The organism is Bacillus sp. 7884-1 (assembly GCF_002272245.1).
Lineage (GTDB): Bacteria > Bacillota > Bacilli > Bacillales > Cytobacillaceae > Neobacillus.
Map to the genome: position 1 here is coordinate 1 of NZ_NPDD01000220.1, position 19,163 is coordinate 19,163.

A 19,163-nucleotide genomic window follows, 5' to 3' on the forward strand; every position below is an offset into this window, starting at 1 on the left:
TGTAATTAAAACTAACTAGAAAAGTATGTTGCTAACTTCGCCACATCGTATCGGCGACATTGATAATCTTACAACGAATTACGACAAAAATCAACACCAAATTTTAAGGATTTTTTTGGAAGTGAAAAACACAAATAAATTATCCAAAAATATTTAAAATCTTAAAAGATCACAAAGATTTTGTATCGAAAAAAAAAAATTGGTTTAGAACTATTTTTATGGGAAAAAATACAATATAATTCATTCCCAAAAAAGGAGATGATGTAACCTTGAGTTATATCCAGAAAAAAGATGCTGACAAAGTTCTTACGAGTCAGGAAAATCAGGATGAAAACTCAAGTAACGGTGAGAAATCACCTGAATTTGATGTTTTTGGAACAGCGCTAAATGACCTGCACAGTCCTTTTGAATTTTAAAAACCCATAGTATAAAAGAGGTTATCCTCTTTTATACTATGGGTTTTTACTTACCTTTTTATCGCTTTTAAAACTATGGCTTCTCCAACAAAAGAAATAATTATATCATTCTCAATCTGAATTCTAAATTTTTTTTGGATTTCTTTGGATGCTTTAATAACCAATTGAGTTAACTGATTCTTTTCAGGTTCTGGCAGCTTCATGTTCGCACACCATGATTCAAAACGAAAAGTCTTTTCAAATCGGTACCATTCAAATATTTCCAAACCACTATCCTCAAGCTTTTGAATCCATTCGGACTTTTTCCAAGCACGAAAATGACTATAATCCCGTAACTTTTCAATCGTATTATAGAATTGATCGTATTCATTATGCTCTGGGACTACATTATCATCCAGTAGAAATTGTCCTTTGGGCTTTAATACTCGATGTACTTCCTTTATGAATAAATCCACATGAGGAAAATGATGTGGCGCAATTCTACAGGTAACAATATCAAATGACTCATCCGGAAATGGCAGCTGCTCAGCATCTCCATGTATAAATTCAACATTTTGATGGCCATTATTTTTAATGAAATTCTCAGCAGCTGCCAGCATTTCTGCAGTAAGATCAACTGCCGTTACCCTACTAACCAATGGTGCAAATGCATTGGCTGTATGCCCGCCGCCTGTTGCAATATCAAGCAGGACTTCCTGTCCATTTAGTTTAGCCATTTCCACCATTTTCGTTAAGTCTTTTCCATCCTTATGAATGGGACTTGAAACGTAAGAGCTTGCATTTTTTCCAAATTGCTGTTGAACAACTTTTTTTATATCCATGAGAATCACCTCTTAATTCTAATTTATATTATTCAATTACTAATTAAAATTACAAGGTTTTTATGATTCATCATAAGAAAAACTTATAGGATTTTACATTTCAAATTCTAGAACAACCGGGCAATGATCGCTGCCCATTATTTCACAATGAATATCTGCAGAAATTAAAGAGTCACGAAGTTTTTCTGAGACAATAAAATAATCAATCCGCCAGCCAATATTCCGCTCACGAACCTTAGCCATGTAGCTCCACCATGTGTAAGACCCTTCTTTATCTGGATAAAAATGGCGGTAGCTATCTACAAATCCTGACTCCAGGAGGGAAGTCATTTTTCCGCGTTCCTCCACTGTAAAACCAGAATTACCTAAATTTGATTTTGGATTTCTCAAGTCAATTTCCTGATGAGCCACATTTAAATCTCCGCATAAAACTACAGGCTTAATTTGATCTAAATCTTTTAAATGTGAGAAAATCCTGTCTTCCCAAGCTAATCTGAAATCTATTCTTGCTAAATCTCTTTGAGAATTCGGAGTATAAACATTTACAAGATAAAAACCCTCAAATTCTAACGTAAGAATTCGGCCTTCATCTTGTGAATCTTCATTCCCTAAACCAAAAGAGACTGAAATTGGTTCCTTTTTTGTAAAAACAGCTGTACCAGAATAGCCCTTTTTGACTGCGTAGTTCCAGTATTGATGATACCCTTCGAGATCAAGTGAGATTTGACCTTCCTGTAATTTTGTCTCCTGTACGCAGAAAATATCTGCATTAACTTCTTTAAAATAATCTAAAAATCCTTTATTAACACAGGCTCTTAGCCCATTAACGTTCCAAGAAACTAATTTCATTATGCTATCCCTCTCCTGTTACTATCTTTTATAGATTGATAGGAGTCATTTTATCAGCTTTAGCTAATGATGGAAAGCACTGCGATTTTGCTGTCTTATGTTTTTCAAAAATAACGAAATAAATTTCCAAAAAACAGGAAAAATAAACTAAAAAAGGAAGTCCCCTATGAAATACTTAATTAAATTCTTAACAAGATATGAAAAGCTTGTCTATACAGTCATGATGATTATCCCCTGGCTAACTGCACCTTTTTTAGGAAAAAGAATATTTAAGCGATTTACCCCAGGCGCATTGTTTATTTGTATGTTTGTTCTAGTTGAGGGCATGTTTGCGCACAAGAAACTTGGTGGTTATTTTCATAAAAAACTGTTTCCAAAAGTTATTGGAGAACTCCCACTCATAATTGGACCATTCTTCATTGGAACCCTATGGATCATGAAATTTACATATGGTAATTTGAAAAGATACTTTATTACAAATTTCAGTGTTAATGCTTTTTTTGTTTATATCCAAGTTCCTATATTAAAAAAACTCGGATATGCCTCTTTAATTAGATTAAGTAAATTCCGCTTTTTCCTCATCTTCTTATTCAAAGCAGGTCTACTATATATTTTCCAATTCTTTTATGAGAAGAAGAATAAACTAAGCTAAACCTCAAAAAAAGACAACTTTAAGTTGTCTTTTTTTATGGGATAAGATATTGTTCTGTTAATTTTGTTGCAAATAGCTGTGAAACTGGAACTATTTTGATGTTTCGTCTTTTAAATTCATCCATTGATTGAAAAATCCCTACTGAACATACCTTTCCTGTGACTCCAACATGTCCAATCGCAATTCCCTTGCCTGTAAATTCGGTTATTTTAGCTAATCTCTTCATCTGTTTTCTGACATGGCTTGAGGAGGAAATATCATCTAGGAAGACATCTCTTTTTAAAAGCGGGACGTTCATTTCCTCTGTAACTTTTGGAAACTTTGATTTAGGGCTTGTACCGCTATCGATAATATACAACTTTTTCTCCTTGGCAACTGCTACAATCGCTCTTACGATTTCCTCATCCTCGACCGCTAGCGAACCCATATGGTTGTTCATCCCAACTGCATAGGGAACGGACTTTAATGCATCCTCCACCCTTTGCTTTACCTCTTTTGATGAAAGATCTACCGTAATCGGTTTCGGACCGAGCCACGAGCGCTTTCCTCTTTTTGGCTGCATCGGTAAATGAACGATGACTTCAAATCCATTTTCATGGGCCCATTCGGCGTGTTCCTTCGAGTGTTCGGTAAAAGGCATGACTGCGGCAGTAATTGGAATGTTTCCTTCAAGAAAATCTCTAACTCCACCCGTCCCTCCCCCGAAGTCATCAATAATAATAGCAGCCTTAAGCTGCTTTTCATTCTTTTTAGCTAAAGCTGGATTTTGCATGGAGAGCAACAAAAACGGGATGAGTAAAAGAGCAAATCTTTTCATAAAAACCTCCCATATTGATGTTTTTACGTTAATTTGCCCTGAGAGATTTGATTCATTCTCGCGTTTTGAATATACGAAAAAAGAGCCCAATTGCTCGGCTCCTTTCGTACATCCTATTCTTCGTCGTATACTTCCACTTTTTCCATAACATCGCCATTGCGCATAGCTTTTGCTGCTTCAAGACCAGAAGTCACTTTACCGAAAACAGTGTGAACACCATTTAGATGCGGCTGGGACTCGTGAACGATAAAGAATTGGCTACCGCCTGTATCTTTACCAGCATGCGCCATAGAAAGAGAACCAGGGACATGTGTGTGGGGGTTTCCTTGTGTTTCACATTTAATTGTGTAACCAGGGCCACCCGTACCAGTTCCAGTTGGGCACCCACCTTGGCTTACAAATCCAGGAATAACGCGGTGAAAATTCAACCCATTGTAAAAACCTTCTTTTGCTAACTTTTCAAAGTTTGCAACAGTACCAGGTGCTTCGTTTGGATATAATTCAAATTCAATTTTTTCTCCGTTTTGCATTTGAATGTGTCCTTTTTTAGCCACAATGAACATCTCCTTTATGTAAAAAATCATTTTTATCATACACTTTTCCTGACAGAAAAGAAAGTTTCATGGATTAAATCCTCAATATTGTGGTATTATAATAGTACCCCTTCCGAACATTCGCTTGTTGCGGGACACTTAACCACTGTACGGACGGAAGGGGTACGTAGTGTCGTTGGTAGCGGCATTACGAGAAGCCAAGACCTGAGGTCTTGGCTTTTTTAATGCTCTTTATTAGTCAATTGATAAAATAAGAAAATAAACGAAAAGAAAACCAGATACCCATAAAAGCTATAGATATGCTTCCAATCAACAGAATGCTCGAATAAACCAAAGAGTTCAGAAAACCTTTCAAAAATAGGCATCAGTAAGCTTAGAAAAATAATAATTCCAACCTTCCCCCATTTCGTAACCTTTTTCATCATCATTAAGTAAACCAGAACGAGAATTGGCAATCCTACAAAGGTGAAGGCAATATTAAACGACAACACCTCAGGAAATGGTCGAATTGGGAACATGTACATTTTCTTGTCAACAAAGAAAAGATCCAAGGAAGTACCCAGCAATATAGTCAATATGATTACAGGGCCATATTCTTTAATCAAAAATGGTAATGACTTTTTTTGCCAAGGCGGCAAGTTCAAGCCTTTCAAGCGTTTTACAGTATTCATATTCAATCTCCCCGTTAATTTGTGTTTCATTAAGCTCCGAGAGATAGTCAGCTATTTGCCACTCACTAAACCAATCTCCCTTTTCCGCTTCTAGGTGATGAACATTTTTCCACGCAGACGTTAAATCCGGACTATAGATTTTTCTTGCTCCCCATCTAAGCTTGCAGGCATTTAAGCGAAGCTGATAGGGAATTCCTGGAACACCTTCATTCACATTATTAAAAATATACGGCCAATAATCTTTTCTAGACCCTGTATGGGGGTGTACTTTTGCCCATTGTACAAATTGATTTACTAATTCCTTTTTTTGAAAAAGAACAGCATACAATCTTTTACCTAAAAGAATACGCTCATGTAAGGATTGAAACTGATGGAGTGTTTGCCCGGCAAGGCTCTTTTTTCGATAGGGAAACAAAATATGATTAAATGAGAGCACATCCTGAAGCTTAAACTCCAACGTGTTAAGTACGCCCTTCTGATAGATGGGATTTTGGATTACCCTTTTTTCCAAATAATTTTGTTCATTAATGATAAGAGCCATTGTGAGGAGATAGGTGTCAGGTACACTCCAAAAGTAATTCCAAATCGTCTCCATGAAGATGGATATGTTCAAATAAGGCAACAAATAAAATAAAGGTTTCTTTCTTTTTATGCTTTCACTGTATAGTAAAAATTGTGGATAAGCGTCTTGAAAAATCAGCCAATTTCCGCGTTCTAAAAAGGTAAAAAAGTCATTCCTTTCTTTTTTCGTAAGCAAGCGTGTGAGGAGATCACCTTTTAAATCGGTCATATTCCAGCCGCCATTTCTAGATACCATATGCCCTAAAAATGCCCAATGGATTTCAGGATGTTTTTGGTAAACATCAAAATACGCTTTAGTTCTTGTCACATTATTAAGGTTCAGTTCGCTTGTATTCTTTCTTATCTTTTCTAGAAGACCCTGTTCCTCTTTTGTTAATATATTGGGGTCAATAACTACATTCTTTTTCGCCTTTACCTTTAATTCATCCTTAATGTTTTCAATCGGAGTTTTTTCCCTGCTTCTGATAAAAAAAATAAGCATAACCTCCCTCGAGAATTCTCTGTCTACTTGCTGAATATGTATAGATGAGAATATTCAATTGGGAGAGGATGAACGCTTGCGATGGTCAATACAAGTAAAGGCATTGACTGGCTGGTTGAGTCACTTAGAAGGGATCAATCTCCCGATGGCTCCTGGCATTATCCATTTGAAACTGGATTATCGACAGATGCCTATATGATCATTTTATTACGGACATTGGAAATAAATGATGAAGAATTAATTAAAGGGCTGGCTGAGAGGATTTTACAGAGACAAGAAAAGAATGGTACCTGGAAGCTTTTTTATGATGAAGTGTCTGGTAATCTCACTGCCACCGTAGAATCCTATTATGCACTCCTCTATTCTGGTTACTTTGAAAAGCAGGATAAACGGCTTCGTGCAGCAAAAAAATATATTTTATCCAAGGGTGGTTTGGAAGAAGTTAGTATGTTTACAAAAGTGATGTTATCAATAACAGGGCAAATGAAATGGCCCTCCTTCTCCCCCCTTCCGATAGAGTTAATCTTATTGCCACTCAATTTTCCAATCAATTTCTATTCCTTTTCTGTATATGGCAGGGCAAATCTGACCCCCTTGCTTATTCTTACTGATAAGAAATTTACCTTAACGACCAAAAAGAGTCCTGACCTTTCCGATTTACGTGGAGGACGTGCTGATTCTGATACCTGGATTCGTTCGGAGGAAATACGTTCCCTTTTCTCTTTTATGGAAAAAGGGGTTAAGAATCTAATGGGGCTGCCACAACAGCTTCATGAGCTGGCACTGCAGCGGGCAAAAAAATATATGCTCAACCACATAGAAGCAGATGGTACGTTTTATAGCTACTACAGCTCTACCTTCTTAATGATTTTCGCCCTCCTCGCACTGGGATATAAGAAAAACGACCCTGTTATTACAGTTGCTATTGACGGTATTAAAGCGATGAGAACTACCATTAAAGGACTTCCACATATGCAATACACAACGGCAAATGTGTGGAATACCTCGTTAATTGGCTACGCACTGCAAGAAGCAGGAATCTCACCAGAAGATTCAATGGTTTTGAAAGCGAATCAGTATTTACTAGCCCGGCAGCACGACAAATTCGGAGATTGGGTGATTCATAATCCTAACAGTTTACCAGGAGGCTGGGGCTTTTCAGATATTAATACAATCAATCCAGATGTCGATGATACAACCGCATCTTTGAGGTCAATTTCTAGAATGAATTCTACAGGCGCGTGGAGTAGGGGGATTAACTGGTTACTATCAATGCAAAACAATGACGGTGGCTGGGCTGCTTTTGAAAAAAATACCGATACCAAGCTTTTTGAGTTTCTCCCTATTGAGAAGGCTCAATTTATCCTAACTGATCCATCGTGTGCAGATATCACCGGCCGTACTCTTGAGTTTTTTGGCAACTATACCAATTTATCGAGAGATCATCAAAGTATTAAAAAGGGAGTTAATTGGCTGTTAGATCACCAAGAGTGGGATGGTTCTTGGTATGGAAGATGGGGCATTTGTTATATTTACGGTACCTGGGGGGCGGTGACAGGTTTAACAGCAGTAGGAGTTCCTAGTAGTGATGCTTCGATTCAAAAAGCGATCCATTGGCTGCATCATATTCAAAACGTCGATGGAGGCTGGGGTGAGTCTTGTTATAGTGACAATAACGAAACCTATAAACCACTGGGAGCCAGCACCTTAACTCATACCGCCTGGGCACTGGATACATTAATAAGCGTTTCAGAAAAACCCACCAATGAAATCCGCAAAGGTATTTCTTTTTTATTGAAGAACCTAGACAAAGAAGATTGGACCACCTCCTATCCGAAAGGACAAGGAATGGCCGGGGCTTTTTATATACACTATCATAGCTACCGCAATATTTTCCCGTTGCTTGCCTTAGCACATTATCGTAAAAAGTTCGAAAAATAACTCGACGGGACTCATCTGCTCCGTCGAGTTTTTGTTCATCGCTGATAAATTTGGATTATCGCAGATATATTTGATTTATCGCAGATATATTTCTAATTAACGCAGATATAATTAATTTATCTCAGATATATGGAAAAATAATTAAAAATTTAGTATCTGAATTAGTCAGATTGAGATATAAAATATATCAATTTTTATAAATTACTCTATTATTTCCTTAAGTCCAAGATAAATTTCTACGATTTCTTCCACTTTCATTCTTACTAGGCCGCTGGACGATGGTGCGACAAAATCAATTGTTCCGGGGACGACTGCCTTTTCCTGCCTCCCCCACGGAACACTTTTCATGCCGCTGTATTCCTGATACACTCCCTTCCCAACAAAACAGACCACCCTCGGCTTTAGCAGCTCAATTTTATTCCTGAGTATTTCTTTACCCTCATTATATTCTTCCTTTGTAATTTCATCTGCAGCTTTCGTGGGTCTAGCGACAATATTCGTAATCCCCATTCCCAAATCTAATAGTTTGGCATCTTCAGACGCATCGAATTTCCGAGGAGTCAAACCAGCATCATGTAGGATGCGCCAAAACCGGTTGTTAGGATTGGCAAAGTGATGCCCCGTTTCACTTGAACGAATACTAGGATTAAATCCCACGAATAAAATCTTCAAATTCTCTTTTATATGATCATTTACTAACTTCAACATAGTAACCTCTATTCAAAAAACATTAATGACCCTATTTTACTAAACCATCTTCACTTTTCATAATGCCCCACCGAGGTGAAGGCTGTTGCTAGTAATCCAACAATCGAAACAATTAATAACGAATATAGTAATCTAGGCTCCTGAAGCAGAAGTAGACTCGACATAATAATCACTGTATCGATCGCATAAGCAATGATTCCTACGTTAACCTTTGTCCATTTTGCGAACAGTAAAGCCAGTAAATCCATTCCGCCTGGACTTATCTGATTTCTCAACATCGTCCCTACCCCAATACCGACGATAGTACCGCCGATAATCACAGATGAGATAATGGGTAAATGAAATACATTTTTTAAAGGCACTAAGATTTCAATCATGAAGCCTGAGAAAAATGCCCCAATCAATCCATAAGTAAAATAGTTAATATCTGACTTATACGCTAGTAAGTAAACAGGAATATTCAATAAAACAAACGTCAATCCAATACTAAAATGCCATATATAGTTGAATAAAATACTGATTCCAAACATCCCGCCATTAATAAGATGGAAGGGCAATATAAATCCGTTCACCCCAACTCCAATCATCGTACTTCCAAATCCGATAACCGCTAATTTTTTAAGCATGATTCCCATCCCTTGTCCAAAGTTCTATATAACCACTTATATGTGGTTACAAGGGAGTTCATTCTTAACAAAAAGGCACCTTACGTTAAGCAGTTGCTATACTTTTTGATTTTCGGACATGTTTGAACAAGGAAACCATAACCGTCAAAATAGGTAAAAGCCATAAAAATAATGCATAGGGCAAATACTCCAAGATTGGAATTCCGACGATGGTACTGCACATAATCGCCAACACACTCCAAGGCACCATCCCCGGGAAGAGCATGGTCGTATCCCCCATCACTCTTGCCAATTCTACTTTCCCATATTTACTTGACCAATGAGGTAAGAAGGACCTTCCCGTTAGGATAATCGGCAGTGTTTGATTAGCGGCAATAAAACTTATTACTAGAGTGGCTAGCAAGGTTTTAATCGTGTCTCCTGTTAAAGAAGTTGAACTCTGCAGCCATTTATCAAGATAAGGTTGAATGACGTTCAATTCTTCCAATAGACCATTATAGGCACCCGCTAAGGCAAGAAACAGCAATAGTTCGTACATATGAAGAAAACCCCCGCCTAGACCTTCAATTCCATTCCAAAAAGCGTAAGCAATTTCCACGAACGAAACTCCTTCAAACAACGATAGGATACCAGCGGAAATAATACTTGTTAGAAAAGCATAAATAATACTAACTCGGAACAGAACTAAGAGAAGTAAAATGATGGGCGGTATAAACTTTGTCAACGATAGATCACTCCATCGTAAATGTTCTGAAGCACGGACTGTTACTTCAGAAAAGAAATCGAAACTTCCGTAAAAAAGAATAGACACTCCTACAGCGATAAATGTAGTAAATAACATCGCATTCCATTGTTTTTTAACTGGTAGTTCGATTGTATGTGCTAGCAGCTGATGAGCACTCGAAAATGGTGAGGTTCTGTCCCCGACAAACGCCCCTGAGACCAATGCTCCTGCAACAATCTCGGGCTGCAAATTTAATACCACGGCTGTCCCCAATATCGGAATACCAATCGCGCTAAGAGTCCCAACCGTTGTTCCAAGCAGCATAGAAAAGACCAACGCAGCGACAAATGTTAAAACATAGAAATAATGCGGATTAATGAAATGAAGTGCGATTTTCACCATTTGTTCAATCGTCCCTGAAAGATACCAGGAAGGGAGTAAAAAACTAACTAGGAATAGAATTATAATTACAACCCTAGTCTTATAAACTCCTCTTATACTTATCAGGAGGATTTGTTTGACACCCTGCTTATTCTGTTTTGAAAGATAGACTAAAATAATAAAACCTGGCAAAAACCCTATGACAAGTGGCTGATGAAATATAACGGACCATATAACACCCGTTAATGTAACGGTAAGTAGAAGAATTAATTGTTTCATTGAGAATCTTTTCATTTTGAAGGACCAACCTTAATTTTTTAATAAATCTAATTAAATGATTGCTTTATCTTTCGAAAAGCAAAAAAATTAGAGCCGAGAAATACGGCTCCATTCGAATTAATAGGTGTTATAAATATTTTCGCATTCTTCACCTGTTGGCTGATAGAAACAATGCAGTTTGAATCGTCCAACAAGAGGCTAATCATGGGGACAGAACTTCGCCGTTTTAACTTTTTAAGATATCCTCAATCCTATTTAATTCTTCCTCAGTGAAGGAAAGGTTTTTCAAAGCAGCCATATTCTCTTCTATCTGACTAACCCTGCTAGCACCGATTAATGCGGATGTTACCCTTCCTCCCCTAAGAACCCACGCAAGAGACATCTGTGCTAGGTTTTGTCCGCGTTCAACCGCAACTTCATTCAGCTTTTTCACTCGTTTTACTATATCTTCTGTCACTTGATCTTTACTTAAAAAGCTTTGTGTTTTTGCCGCTCGAGAATCGGTTGGGATTCCGTTTAAATATTTATTCGTTAACAAGCCCTGCGCTAGTGGACAAAATGCAATCGAACCTACTCCATTTTCTTGCAGTACATCCTGCAATCCATCCTCTATCCAGCGATTTAGCATTGAATAGCTTGGTTGATGGATAACAAGTGGAGTTCCTAATCTATTTAAGATTTTCACCGCTTCCTCGGTTTGTTCTGCACTATAGTTTGAAATACCAACATACAGGGCTTTACCTTGGCGGACAATTGAATCTAGTGCGCCCATCGTTTCTTCAAGTGGAGTATTCGGGTCTGGACGGTGAGAATAAAATATATCAACATAGTCTAAACCCATTCGATTTAAGCTTTGATCTAAACTGGAAACAAGATATTTTCTTGAACCCCAGTCCCCATACGGTCCGGGCCACATTGTATAACCAGCTTTCGTAGAAACAATCATCTCATCTCGGTAAGGTGCAAAATCACTTTTTATCATTTTGCCGAACATTTCTTCTGCGGACCCAGGCGGCGGCCCGTAATTGTTTGCAAGGTCAAAGTGAGTAATCCCTAAATCAAATGCTCTTCTAAGCATTGAACGGCCATTCTCATATGTATCAACACCGCCAAAGTTATGCCATAGCCCTAATGATATTGCTGGCAATTGTAAGCCCGACCTACCGCTTCTATTGTATTGCATTGTTCCATATCGAGACTCATCCGCTAAATAAACCATTTTATTCCTCCTTTTTTGCTCTCATTTCCATTATAAACGCTAACAAAAAATTCCCCAAGAGAGAACTTCTCTTGAGGATTGACAGTAAACTTAAACGACATCATCCAGTTGTTTATATAAATGCTCTCGTTCTATTTCCAGCTGCTCTAATTCGGTGTATTGTTTTTGAAGCATTTCCAAATCTATCCCTGATTCCATCTTCTGCTTCAATTTGTGAATTAGGCCTTCTAACTCCTCAAGCATTTGTTCAATCTCGATAGCCTTGTTAGGGACCGCTGCTGCTTTTAAAGGCTTAGCATTCTTTATTGGTGCTATTTTTTCAGGTGTTGCTGGCTGAGACACTTTTACATTGTCTAATTTTCCTTTAGCCCAATCATAGTTTCCATCAAAGAAGTAAACAGTTTGGTCCTTGAGCCAATATACTTTATTAAACAATTTATTGAGAAAATAACGGTCATGAGAAACGGCCAAAATGGTGCCGTTAAATTGTTCTAATGCCTCTTCTAAAACATCACATGAATCAATATCAAGGTGGTTTGTCGGTTCATCTAGCACTAGGAGATTAATATCCTGATACATAAGCTGAGCAAGGCGCAATCGCATTCTTTCTCCGCCGCTCAATTGATTGACCTTTCGAAATACCACTGGTCCGTAAAATAAAAATCGCGCTAGAATATGTCTTGCTTCCCCCTCGTTAACGATTACTTCAGACCGGAATACATCAATTACCCGTTCCTCTCCAATGGTCTGAAACACATGCTGAGATAAATAGCCGATTTTTACGTTACTCCCTACCTTTACAGTTCCCTTATCGCTATCACAATCACCTAGAATCATTTTTAACAACGTTGATTTTCCCGTTCCGTTTTCACCAACAATCGCAGTCCGATCCTTGTATTGAACAAGCATATTTACATTTTCAAAAAGTTTCCTGCTGCCAAAGTTTTTCGAGACATCCTCTAATTTAATGACATCCTTTCCGCTCCGGTCATTGGCTTCAAAATCAATCGCCATTTTTTTCACATCAAGCTTTGGACGGTCGAGTTTCTCCATCCGATCCAGTGCCCTCTGCATATTCGTAGCCCTCTTATGAAGGGCAGCGCTTGGCGGATTGGCCCGATTGGCCCATTCACGAAGGCGTTTAATTGCCTCCTTCATTTTTTTGATTTTTCGCTGCTGCTCCTGATATTCCTGAAACTCCCTTAGCAATCGCTCTTCCTTCTCTTTTACAAACCCGCTAAAATTTGTATGGTAAAGCTCAATTTCGCCATCCTCCATATCAAGAACTTTTGTTACGACCTCATCTAAAAAGTAGCGGTCATGCGAAATAAGAATAATCGTCCCTGAATATTCCTTTAGAAATGTGCCAAGCCACTCAATTGCCATTAAGTCTAAATGGTTTGTCGGCTCATCTAATAACAGTAGTTCAGGTTTCATTAATAAGCTTAACGCGAGTCCAACCTTCGTCTTTTCACCACCACTTAAGAGTGAAAAAGGTTTATTAATCAGGTCGGTGATATTTAAACCATGGGAAACCATGTCCATTTGTGCATCCATTTCATAGCCGCCGTTTAGAATGAAATCATCCTGAAGTTTTCCGTATTGATCCATAAGCCTTTGTAAATAGGCAGGGGTCAGCTCTTGCCCCATTTCAAATTCTAATTGCTGAAGTTTTGTTTCTGTTTCTACTAATTGCACAAAGGCAGTTTTTAATACTTCTTTTACGGTTAAGTCCTTATAATCCGGAATTTGGGCAAGGTAGCCGATTTTCAATCCCTTTTTCCAATGAATCGCTCCACCATCAACTGATTCTTGATTAGCAAGCATCTTTAACAATGTGGTTTTCCCGCTGCCGTTCCGTCCAACCAAACCCACACGATTTCCTTCATGGACTTCAAAGGATAAATTTTCAAAAATAATATTTCCGCCATATGATTTTGCTATATGATTAACACTACATACAATCATGTTCATTCTCCTTTAATTGAACACTCTCTTTACAAAAAAATGCAGGCATCCATAGATACCCGCACCGAAAAATTGGCATGAAAAAAGAGTGCTAAAAAGGCACCCTCTTTTCACCTATTTTAATAATGGGTAAAGAGATGTGTTTATCGTTCTATATTCATTTTGTAATTTTGAAAAAAGGACAGACTTCCCCCTTTGAAAACTACTTCATGAAAAATTGCACGGCACAAATATAACGCTTCAAGCCACTGTACACGTACAAAAATAGAACGAACCATCTCTTTACACCTCCGTTTCAACTTAAAGATAATTCTATTGTAAATAGTTCTAGCCATCATTGCAAGCCTATTTATTCAGACAATTAGAAAGGTTTTAACTAATGAAGATACTTTTTCCTTCCGCCAAACCGTCTCCTATAGACAAATTTCCTTACGTCTTCTTCGGTTATTTTTCCATCATAAGCAGCAAACAATAGGGACTGGAGATCACGATAGTGCTCCATGACAAAAAGGGCAAACTCCTTCCGTTTGCCCTTTGCTTGTCTTTTAAATTCCTCATCATTTAGTATTTCTTCAATCTGATCGAGATAAAATGCCTTTGTATCCTCCCATTTTTCCTTTCGATTCTCCAAAATATCACGAGCGTATTCAGGCATTTTTTCAACTACGAGATCGATATACCCTTGAGACCACATGAGCATTTTGTCTTTTTCAGGTAGTTCCATGACCATTTTCATCAGTTCGAGGCCATCTACTTCTTCACTAGCTGCATATCTTCCGACCTGATTCATCATTCTCACCTCTTAATGAAGAGTTATCCTACAACACTTTCAAGGCTATTCTCAATATCATAATCTTTTTTCATTCCTTCAAGCCAAGTAGTGTACTCTGATTCCATTTTTTCATCTATTAATGTTTCTTTTATTGCAGCCTTACTTTCATCAAAATTTGCCTCTTTTGCTTCCTTTTTCTCTTCAACCTTAATAATATGATACCCATAATCAGATTTTACTGGCTCACTGATTTCATTTATTGGAAGCGAAAAAGCTACATCTTCAAATTCTGTTACCATTGTACCTCTAGGGAAAAATCCAAGCTCTCCACCATTTTCCTTGGAACCTTCATCCGTTGAGTATTCCTTTGCTAATTCTGCAAAATCGGCTCCATCCGCTAGCTTTTGTTTAATTTCTTTAGCAGTTGATTCATCTTCAATTAGAATATGGCTTGCTTTTACTTGTTCTGCTTCACCAAGAGAATCTTTATTTTCATCAAAGTAAGTCTTTAACTCTTCATCAGTAATTTTTATTTGTGGTTCAATTAATTTACGCATGGTCAAATAGTTTTTAAGATCTTCTTTTAGAACATCGACTGTGGTATTATTTGAAGCCAATACCTGTTCAAAATCTTCCTCTCCGCCATAAGACTCCTTTAATTTGTCCACTTCTTTATTCAATTCTTCATCTGAAATCGTTATTTTTTGTTTTTTAGCTTCAGAGGCAACAATTTTATCAGCTATCAATTGTTCCACCGTTGCAGCTCCATATTGCTTCACCATCACATTATACAATTCATCTTTACTGATAGCATCACCATTAATTTTTGCAATTGCTTTATCCTTTGATAACGCTAAGCTTAGAAAAACACCTATTGCTAGTATGAGTACTCCTATAACGAAAACTAATTTCTTATTTTGCTTGATAAAAACCATTCTATTGTTTGCTCCCTTAGGTTATTTCGCTAGCTTAACGTTCACTGTGGTAAGCTTTCCATCACGATATACTTCAAATTTAACTACATCGCCAATTTTTACATCAGAATACAAAAATTTTCTTAATTCTGAGGAGTTGGCGATTTTTGTACCATTCATGGTAACAATCACATCCTGTGCTTCTAAACCTTCATTAGCTGCTGCGGAGTTCGGTTCAACCGCTGTAATCATTACCCCTTCTTTGACACTTTCAGGAAGGTTCTCCCAATATAATTGCGGCACTTCTGTTAAATCAGCAAGTCCCACACCAAGATACGGTCTCTCTACCTTTCCGTCCTCAATTAATTCATTCACAATTGGAAGAAGGTCATTACTTGGAATCGCGAAGCCCAACCCTTCTACTCCGCTTTCAGAAATTTTCAAGCTATTGATTCCAATCACTAAACCTTCCGGGTTAATTAACGCACCGCCACTATTTCCTGGATTAATCGCAGCATCTGTTTGAATGACATTTGTTTCCCAATTTCCTGCAGAGGTAGAAACCGCGATACTCCTATTGATTGCACTCACAATTCCTTCGGTTACCGTTCTAGCAAAATCAAGTCCAAGCGGGTTTCCAATTGCATATACTTGGTCACCTGGCCTTAGTGTGGAAGAATCACCAAACTGTGCAATGGCCTCAACGTGTTTACTATCAATTTTCAAAACTGCTAAATCCGTTAAGGCATCCGTTCCAACAATTTCTGCACTTACCTTTTCTCCGTTATATAACGATACTTCTAGTTTAGTAGCACCCTCCACAACATGGTTATTGGTTACAATGTAGGCAATATCATTATTCTTTTGAAAAATAACCCCTGAGCCTGTACCACTCTCAACATTTTGAGATGAACTGCTCCCATAAAATCCTCGGCTTTGACTCTGTTGGTAATTGACAATTCCAACTATCGTTTTGGACAGCTGCTCTACAGTATCTGCAATGGAAGAGGAAGACTTTGCAGATGTTGGCTGTGCAGTTACGCTATTCACATCTGAATTTGCATTTTGCTGGGTAATACCTAAGGTTTGTTTTTCATTAGCTTGTTGGAAATTATCCAAGTAATTGGTGTATGGGAGAACGGTCAATGTCAACACAGATCCCACCACACCTGCTGCTACCATTGAGGCAAAACCTTTTACCTTCTTTCTCTTTTTCTTTGTATTGTTTTTTAACTCTACACGTTTTGTAGGTTGTTCAGTCCCTTTTTCTTCTTTGTTTTTCTCTGCTTCCAATTCCTCCGCTCTTCCTACTGGCTCGTTATCTGTAAGTACGGTTTCTTCTACATACTGTGTCTCTGGTTCTTTTTCTTCTGGTTTGTTATTGTTATCATAAACATCTGAAATTTCGTCTGATGTATTTTGAAGATTTTTCTCATTCTCTTTTTCGAATTCATCTTTGTAATTCATACTCATTCTTCTCCTTTACACTAAAATTTGTGTAATTAATTATCTTATTTATAATTTAGCCCATAATTATGAAAAAATTGTTAACAAACTATAACGGGAATTGGAAATTATTAAGAAAAAAGTCGGATATTTAAAAAAATAAAAACAGCAGGAATTTCCCTGCTGCTTACTGTTTGAAGGTAATAGTAAATTTTGTACCTTTTCCTTTTTCACTTTGTACATCAATCTCTCCATTATGAAGAAGCACCAACTGCTTTACAATCGATAGACCTAGACCAAATGCCCCATAAGGATTACTCGTTCTAGAAATATCTGCTTTGTAAAAACGACGCCATATATTTTCGACTTCACTTGGGTCTATGCCAATACCAGTGTCTTCAACTTCAATAATTGTATTTTGCTTTTCTTTTCTTCCTCTAAGCCAAATCGTACCATCTGAAGTAAATTGGATGCTGTTCTTGGTAATATTAATTAATATTTGAACAAGACGGTCATAGTCAGCATTGACCATCACCTCTTCGTCCGCATCAACGATGATTTGTACATTTTTCTCTGCAGCCTGTACGGTTAACTGCTCTTGGATAATTTCTAATAGTTCAAACAACTGTATATCTTCCCTAAATAACTGAATTTGATTCGAGCGGATTTTTTCATAATCAAGGTTTTCATTGACAAGTCGCATGAGTCGTTTTGCTTCATGACTCACTAAATTGATACCACGATCCCGATCCTCTTCAGGAATCATGTCATTTTTCAAGCCTTCAATAACCCCGCTTATGGTGGTTAACGGCGTCCGCATTTCATGAGAAACATCGGCCATGAATTGACGTCTGCGATTCTCCAGTGCGTCAATTTCCTCCATCGAATGGTTTAATTTTTTTACCATATGGTTAAAGTCATTTGCTAACTCACCAATTTCATCAAAATTAGAGGACGGTACGTGTACATGATAGTCTCCAGCTGATACAAGCGAAGTCGCTTCTCGGAGCCGTTTAATCCGGTTCACATGAATTTTTGAAAGAAGCCAGCTGAGTAAAAATGAAACACCTAATGCAATTAAGATGGTATAAATTAAAAATTGATTCACTTGACGGATCATTACACTTGACCCACTGATGGGCGAGGTTAACAATATCCCACCCACAAACCTGTCGCGATTATCTATATAGGGTAAAACAACAAAGGTCACACCGTCTTGATCAAATCGTTTATAATCGCTCTGAACAATGATGGTTTTACCATCTGTAATCTTCTCCCACTCTGAAGGTTTCAACTCGATGGCAGGCCCGTTTCTACCGACAGCATAAAGATTGGCCTCTTGATCAAACATACTAAAACTAATTTTTCTCGAACGTAATACATTGCTGTATTGGTTGATTATTTGATCCGTTGCGATTGGATTCCGTTCAATATCAGAAATGATGGCTTCACCATAAGAAATCAATTCGTCTGCTTTATTCTCATAAACCAAGTTACCTACATAGTGAGCAAACAATAGACTTAAGACAAGAAATGCGACAATAATGATACTAATGTGGCTGATAAACTGTTGAGAAAAATATTTAATTCTTATCTGTTTGAATCGACTCATCAAACTTATAACCTACCCCCCATACAGTGTGAAAGAATGGCTGGGATGCAGTTTCTACTTTTTTTCGCAGTCGCTTAATATGAACATCTACTGTCCGTTCATCACCGTAAAATTGATATCCCCAAACCCGTTCAAGCAGCTGTTCTCTCGAAAAAACCTGCCGTGGATGTTCCACCATATAATATAAGAGATCAAACTCTTTTGGCGTAAGATTTGTAATTGGTACCCCATTAACAAGCACTTCACGGGTATTTTTACTAATTTTAAAATGTTCCGTCTGTAGGAAATCCTCTGTCTGAGCACTCACTTGCGTTTGATATCTGCGTGTGACCGCTTTGATTCTTGCCATAAGAGTAAGCGGGCTAAAAGGCTTGGTCACATAGTCATCTGCTCCCATTTCAAGACCGAGGACTTGATCTGACTCTGTATCCTTCGCAGTCAGCATAATAATTGGCACCGTATATTTTTCCTCTCTAATTTTCCGGCAAATGGTTACTCCCTCCATTCCTGGCAGCATCCAATCGACAATCAAAGCATCCCATGTTCCTGTTTTGAATGTATTGTATCCTTCAAGTCCATCATTGACAAAGGTACCTTCAATTCCTTCCTTTGCAAAAAACATTTCTATCATCGAGCACACACTTGTATTATCTTCAATCACGAGTATTTTCAAAATCCGTCAACTCCTACCAAAATCACTTCTTTTCTTCAGTTTATACGATTTTTGTTT

20 protein-coding genes and 1 pseudogene are annotated in these 19,163 nt (G+C 37.7%); 3 read left to right on the top strand and 18 right to left on the bottom strand.

Translation table 11 applies throughout. The annotated features are described in order from the left end of the window. The first annotated feature begins 269 nt into the window (after positions 1–269). Positions 270–416, top strand: a complete 147-nt coding sequence (locus CHI06_RS30025) for a hypothetical protein (RefSeq protein WP_179292764.1) — start codon at positions 270–272, stop codon at positions 414–416. 50 nt (positions 417–466) lie between these two features. Here CHI06_RS30025 and CHI06_RS23980 read toward each other — a convergent pair whose 3' ends face one another. Then, positions 467–1,237, bottom strand: coding sequence for a class I SAM-dependent methyltransferase (locus CHI06_RS23980; protein WP_095251083.1), 771 nt, complete (start codon positions 1,235–1,237; stop codon positions 467–469). Positions 1,238–1,330: 93 nt separating this feature from the next. Further along, a complete protein-coding gene (locus tag CHI06_RS23985) occupies positions 1,331–2,086 on the bottom strand; it encodes an exodeoxyribonuclease III (protein WP_095251084.1) in 756 nt (251 codons plus the stop codon). Between the two features lie 166 nt (positions 2,087–2,252). Here CHI06_RS23985 and CHI06_RS23990 point away from each other — a divergent pair, with 166 nt between their 5' ends. Then, positions 2,253–2,738 carry a hypothetical protein gene (locus CHI06_RS23990; protein WP_257009437.1) on the top strand — a complete coding sequence of 162 codons (486 nt, stop codon included), beginning with the start codon at positions 2,253–2,255 and terminating at the stop codon, positions 2,736–2,738. Between the two features lie 34 nt (positions 2,739–2,772). On the opposite strand, the gene CHI06_RS23995 is transcribed toward CHI06_RS23990, so the two are convergent. The 4 genes from CHI06_RS23995 to CHI06_RS24010 form a co-directional block, all read right to left on the bottom strand. Beyond that, positions 2,773–3,555 (bottom strand): divergent polysaccharide deacetylase family protein, encoded by a 783-nt coding sequence (locus CHI06_RS23995; protein WP_095251112.1) that lies wholly within the window; start codon positions 3,553–3,555, stop codon positions 2,773–2,775. Positions 3,556–3,668: 113 nt separating this feature from the next. Next, the gene (locus CHI06_RS24000) at positions 3,669–4,085 is read right to left on the bottom strand and encodes a peptidylprolyl isomerase (RefSeq protein ID WP_179159280.1); all 417 of its coding nucleotides are present in this window, start codon (positions 4,083–4,085) and stop codon (positions 3,669–3,671) included. 245 nt (positions 4,086–4,330) lie between these two features. After that, positions 4,331–4,780: a CBO0543 family protein gene (locus CHI06_RS24005; protein ID WP_257009438.1), complete on the bottom strand. Its 450-nt coding sequence runs from the start codon at positions 4,778–4,780 to the stop codon at positions 4,331–4,333. After that, positions 4,707–5,843, bottom strand: a complete 1,137-nt coding sequence (locus CHI06_RS24010) for a DUF2515 domain-containing protein (RefSeq protein ID WP_095251086.1) — start codon at positions 5,841–5,843, stop codon at positions 4,707–4,709. The genes CHI06_RS24005 and CHI06_RS24010 overlap by 74 nt, the downstream gene beginning before the upstream one ends. Positions 5,844–5,924: 81 nt before the next feature. Here CHI06_RS24010 and shc point away from each other — a divergent pair, with 81 nt between their 5' ends. Then, complete coding sequence (shc, locus tag CHI06_RS24015; protein WP_095251087.1) at positions 5,925–7,784, top strand: squalene--hopene cyclase; 1,860 nt, start codon at positions 5,925–5,927, stop codon at positions 7,782–7,784. Positions 7,785–7,985: 201 nt separating this feature from the next. On the opposite strand, the gene CHI06_RS24020 is transcribed toward shc, so the two are convergent. The 12 genes and pseudogenes from CHI06_RS24020 to CHI06_RS24075 all read right to left on the bottom strand — a co-directional run bounded on the left by CHI06_RS24020 (position 7,986) and on the right by CHI06_RS24075 (position 19,106). Next, positions 7,986–8,489, bottom strand: a complete 504-nt coding sequence (locus tag CHI06_RS24020) for a mismatch-specific DNA-glycosylase (RefSeq protein ID WP_095251114.1) — start codon at positions 8,487–8,489, stop codon at positions 7,986–7,988. A gap of 53 nt (positions 8,490–8,542) precedes the next feature. Next, positions 8,543–9,118, bottom strand: a complete 576-nt coding sequence (locus tag CHI06_RS24025) for a YitT family protein (RefSeq protein ID WP_095251088.1) — start codon at positions 9,116–9,118, stop codon at positions 8,543–8,545. A gap of 85 nt (positions 9,119–9,203) precedes the next feature. Then, positions 9,204–10,517, bottom strand: coding sequence for a Na+/H+ antiporter NhaC family protein (locus tag CHI06_RS24030; RefSeq protein WP_095251089.1), 1,314 nt, complete (start codon positions 10,515–10,517; stop codon positions 9,204–9,206). A 102-nt stretch (positions 10,518–10,619) separates the two neighbouring features. Continuing rightward, positions 10,620–10,700 (bottom strand): annotated as a pseudogene (locus CHI06_RS30780) (cell wall hydrolase); the annotation flags it as partial. 28 nt (positions 10,701–10,728) lie between these two features. Beyond that, positions 10,729–11,721 (bottom strand): L-glyceraldehyde 3-phosphate reductase, encoded by a 993-nt coding sequence (gene mgrA / locus CHI06_RS24040; protein WP_095251090.1) that lies wholly within the window; start codon positions 11,719–11,721, stop codon positions 10,729–10,731. A gap of 90 nt (positions 11,722–11,811) precedes the next feature. Further along, a complete protein-coding gene (abc-f, locus tag CHI06_RS24045) occupies positions 11,812–13,689 on the bottom strand; it encodes a ribosomal protection-like ABC-F family protein (protein ID WP_095251091.1) in 1,878 nt (625 codons plus the stop codon). Between the two features lie 143 nt (positions 13,690–13,832). After that, on the bottom strand, positions 13,833–14,027 hold the full coding sequence (locus CHI06_RS30985; protein WP_306453843.1) for an RAxF-45 family protein: 195 nt from the start codon (positions 14,025–14,027) through the stop codon (positions 13,833–13,835). Positions 14,028–14,065: 38 nt separating this feature from the next. Further along, entirely contained in the window at positions 14,066–14,482 is a 417-nt protein-coding gene (locus tag CHI06_RS24055; protein WP_257009439.1) for a hypothetical protein, read from the bottom strand. A 20-nt stretch (positions 14,483–14,502) separates the two neighbouring features. Then, positions 14,503–15,396 (bottom strand): peptidylprolyl isomerase, encoded by an 894-nt coding sequence (locus tag CHI06_RS24060; RefSeq protein ID WP_095251094.1) that lies wholly within the window; start codon positions 15,394–15,396, stop codon positions 14,503–14,505. A 21-nt stretch (positions 15,397–15,417) separates the two neighbouring features. Next, positions 15,418–16,848, bottom strand: a complete 1,431-nt coding sequence (locus CHI06_RS24065) for a S1C family serine protease (protein ID WP_373558169.1) — start codon at positions 16,846–16,848, stop codon at positions 15,418–15,420. 160 nt (positions 16,849–17,008) lie between these two features. Beyond that, positions 17,009–18,433, bottom strand: coding sequence for a sensor histidine kinase (locus CHI06_RS24070; RefSeq protein WP_095251096.1), 1,425 nt, complete (start codon positions 18,431–18,433; stop codon positions 17,009–17,011). After that, on the bottom strand, positions 18,405–19,106 hold the full coding sequence (locus tag CHI06_RS24075) for a response regulator transcription factor (RefSeq protein ID WP_095251097.1): 702 nt from the start codon (positions 19,104–19,106) through the stop codon (positions 18,405–18,407). The genes CHI06_RS24070 and CHI06_RS24075 overlap by 29 nt, the downstream gene beginning before the upstream one ends. Positions 19,107–19,163: the final 57 nt, after the last annotated feature.

What these genes read in the sequence shown, in the direction of transcription:
- CHI06_RS23980 (WP_095251083.1), bottom strand. Translation starts at nt 1,237, where the DNA reads ATGGATATAAAAAAAGTTGTTCAACAGCAATTTGGAAAAAATGCAAGC.
- CHI06_RS23985 (WP_095251084.1), bottom strand. Translation starts at nt 2,086, where the DNA reads ATGAAATTAGTTTCTTGGAACGTTAATGGGCTAAGAGCCTGTGTTAAT.
- CHI06_RS23990 (WP_257009437.1), top strand. Translation starts at nt 2,253, where the DNA reads ATGAAATACTTAATTAAATTCTTAACAAGATATGAAAAGCTTGTCTAT.
- CHI06_RS23995 (WP_095251112.1), bottom strand. Translation starts at nt 3,555, where the DNA reads ATGAAAAGATTTGCTCTTTTACTCATCCCGTTTTTGTTGCTCTCCATG.
- CHI06_RS24000 (WP_179159280.1), bottom strand. Translation starts at nt 4,085, where the DNA reads ATGCAAAACGGAGAAAAAATTGAATTTGAATTATATCCAAACGAAGCA.
- CHI06_RS24005 (WP_257009438.1), bottom strand. Translation starts at nt 4,780, where the DNA reads ATGAATACTGTAAAACGCTTGAAAGGCTTGAACTTGCCGCCTTGGCAA.
- CHI06_RS24010 (WP_095251086.1), bottom strand. Translation starts at nt 5,843, where the DNA reads ATGCTTATTTTTTTTATCAGAAGCAGGGAAAAAACTCCGATTGAAAAC.
- shc (WP_095251087.1), top strand. Translation starts at nt 5,925, where the DNA reads ATGGTCAATACAAGTAAAGGCATTGACTGGCTGGTTGAGTCACTTAGA.
- CHI06_RS24025 (WP_095251088.1), bottom strand. Translation starts at nt 9,118, where the DNA reads ATGCTTAAAAAATTAGCGGTTATCGGATTTGGAAGTACGATGATTGGA.
- CHI06_RS24030 (WP_095251089.1), bottom strand. Translation starts at nt 10,517, where the DNA reads ATGAAAAGATTCTCAATGAAACAATTAATTCTTCTACTTACCGTTACA.
- mgrA (WP_095251090.1), bottom strand. Translation starts at nt 11,721, where the DNA reads ATGGTTTATTTAGCGGATGAGTCTCGATATGGAACAATGCAATACAAT.
- abc-f (WP_095251091.1), bottom strand. Translation starts at nt 13,689, where the DNA reads ATGATTGTATGTAGTGTTAATCATATAGCAAAATCATATGGCGGAAAT.
- CHI06_RS30985 (WP_306453843.1), bottom strand. Translation starts at nt 14,027, where the DNA reads ATGATGGCTAGAACTATTTACAATAGAATTATCTTTAAGTTGAAACGG.
- CHI06_RS24055 (WP_257009439.1), bottom strand. Translation starts at nt 14,482, where the DNA reads ATGATGAATCAGGTCGGAAGATATGCAGCTAGTGAAGAAGTAGATGGC.
- CHI06_RS24060 (WP_095251094.1), bottom strand. Translation starts at nt 15,396, where the DNA reads ATGGTTTTTATCAAGCAAAATAAGAAATTAGTTTTCGTTATAGGAGTA.
- CHI06_RS24065 (WP_373558169.1), bottom strand. Translation starts at nt 16,848, where the DNA reads ATGAGTATGAATTACAAAGATGAATTCGAAAAAGAGAATGAGAAAAAT.
- CHI06_RS24070 (WP_095251096.1), bottom strand. Translation starts at nt 18,433, where the DNA reads ATGAGTCGATTCAAACAGATAAGAATTAAATATTTTTCTCAACAGTTT.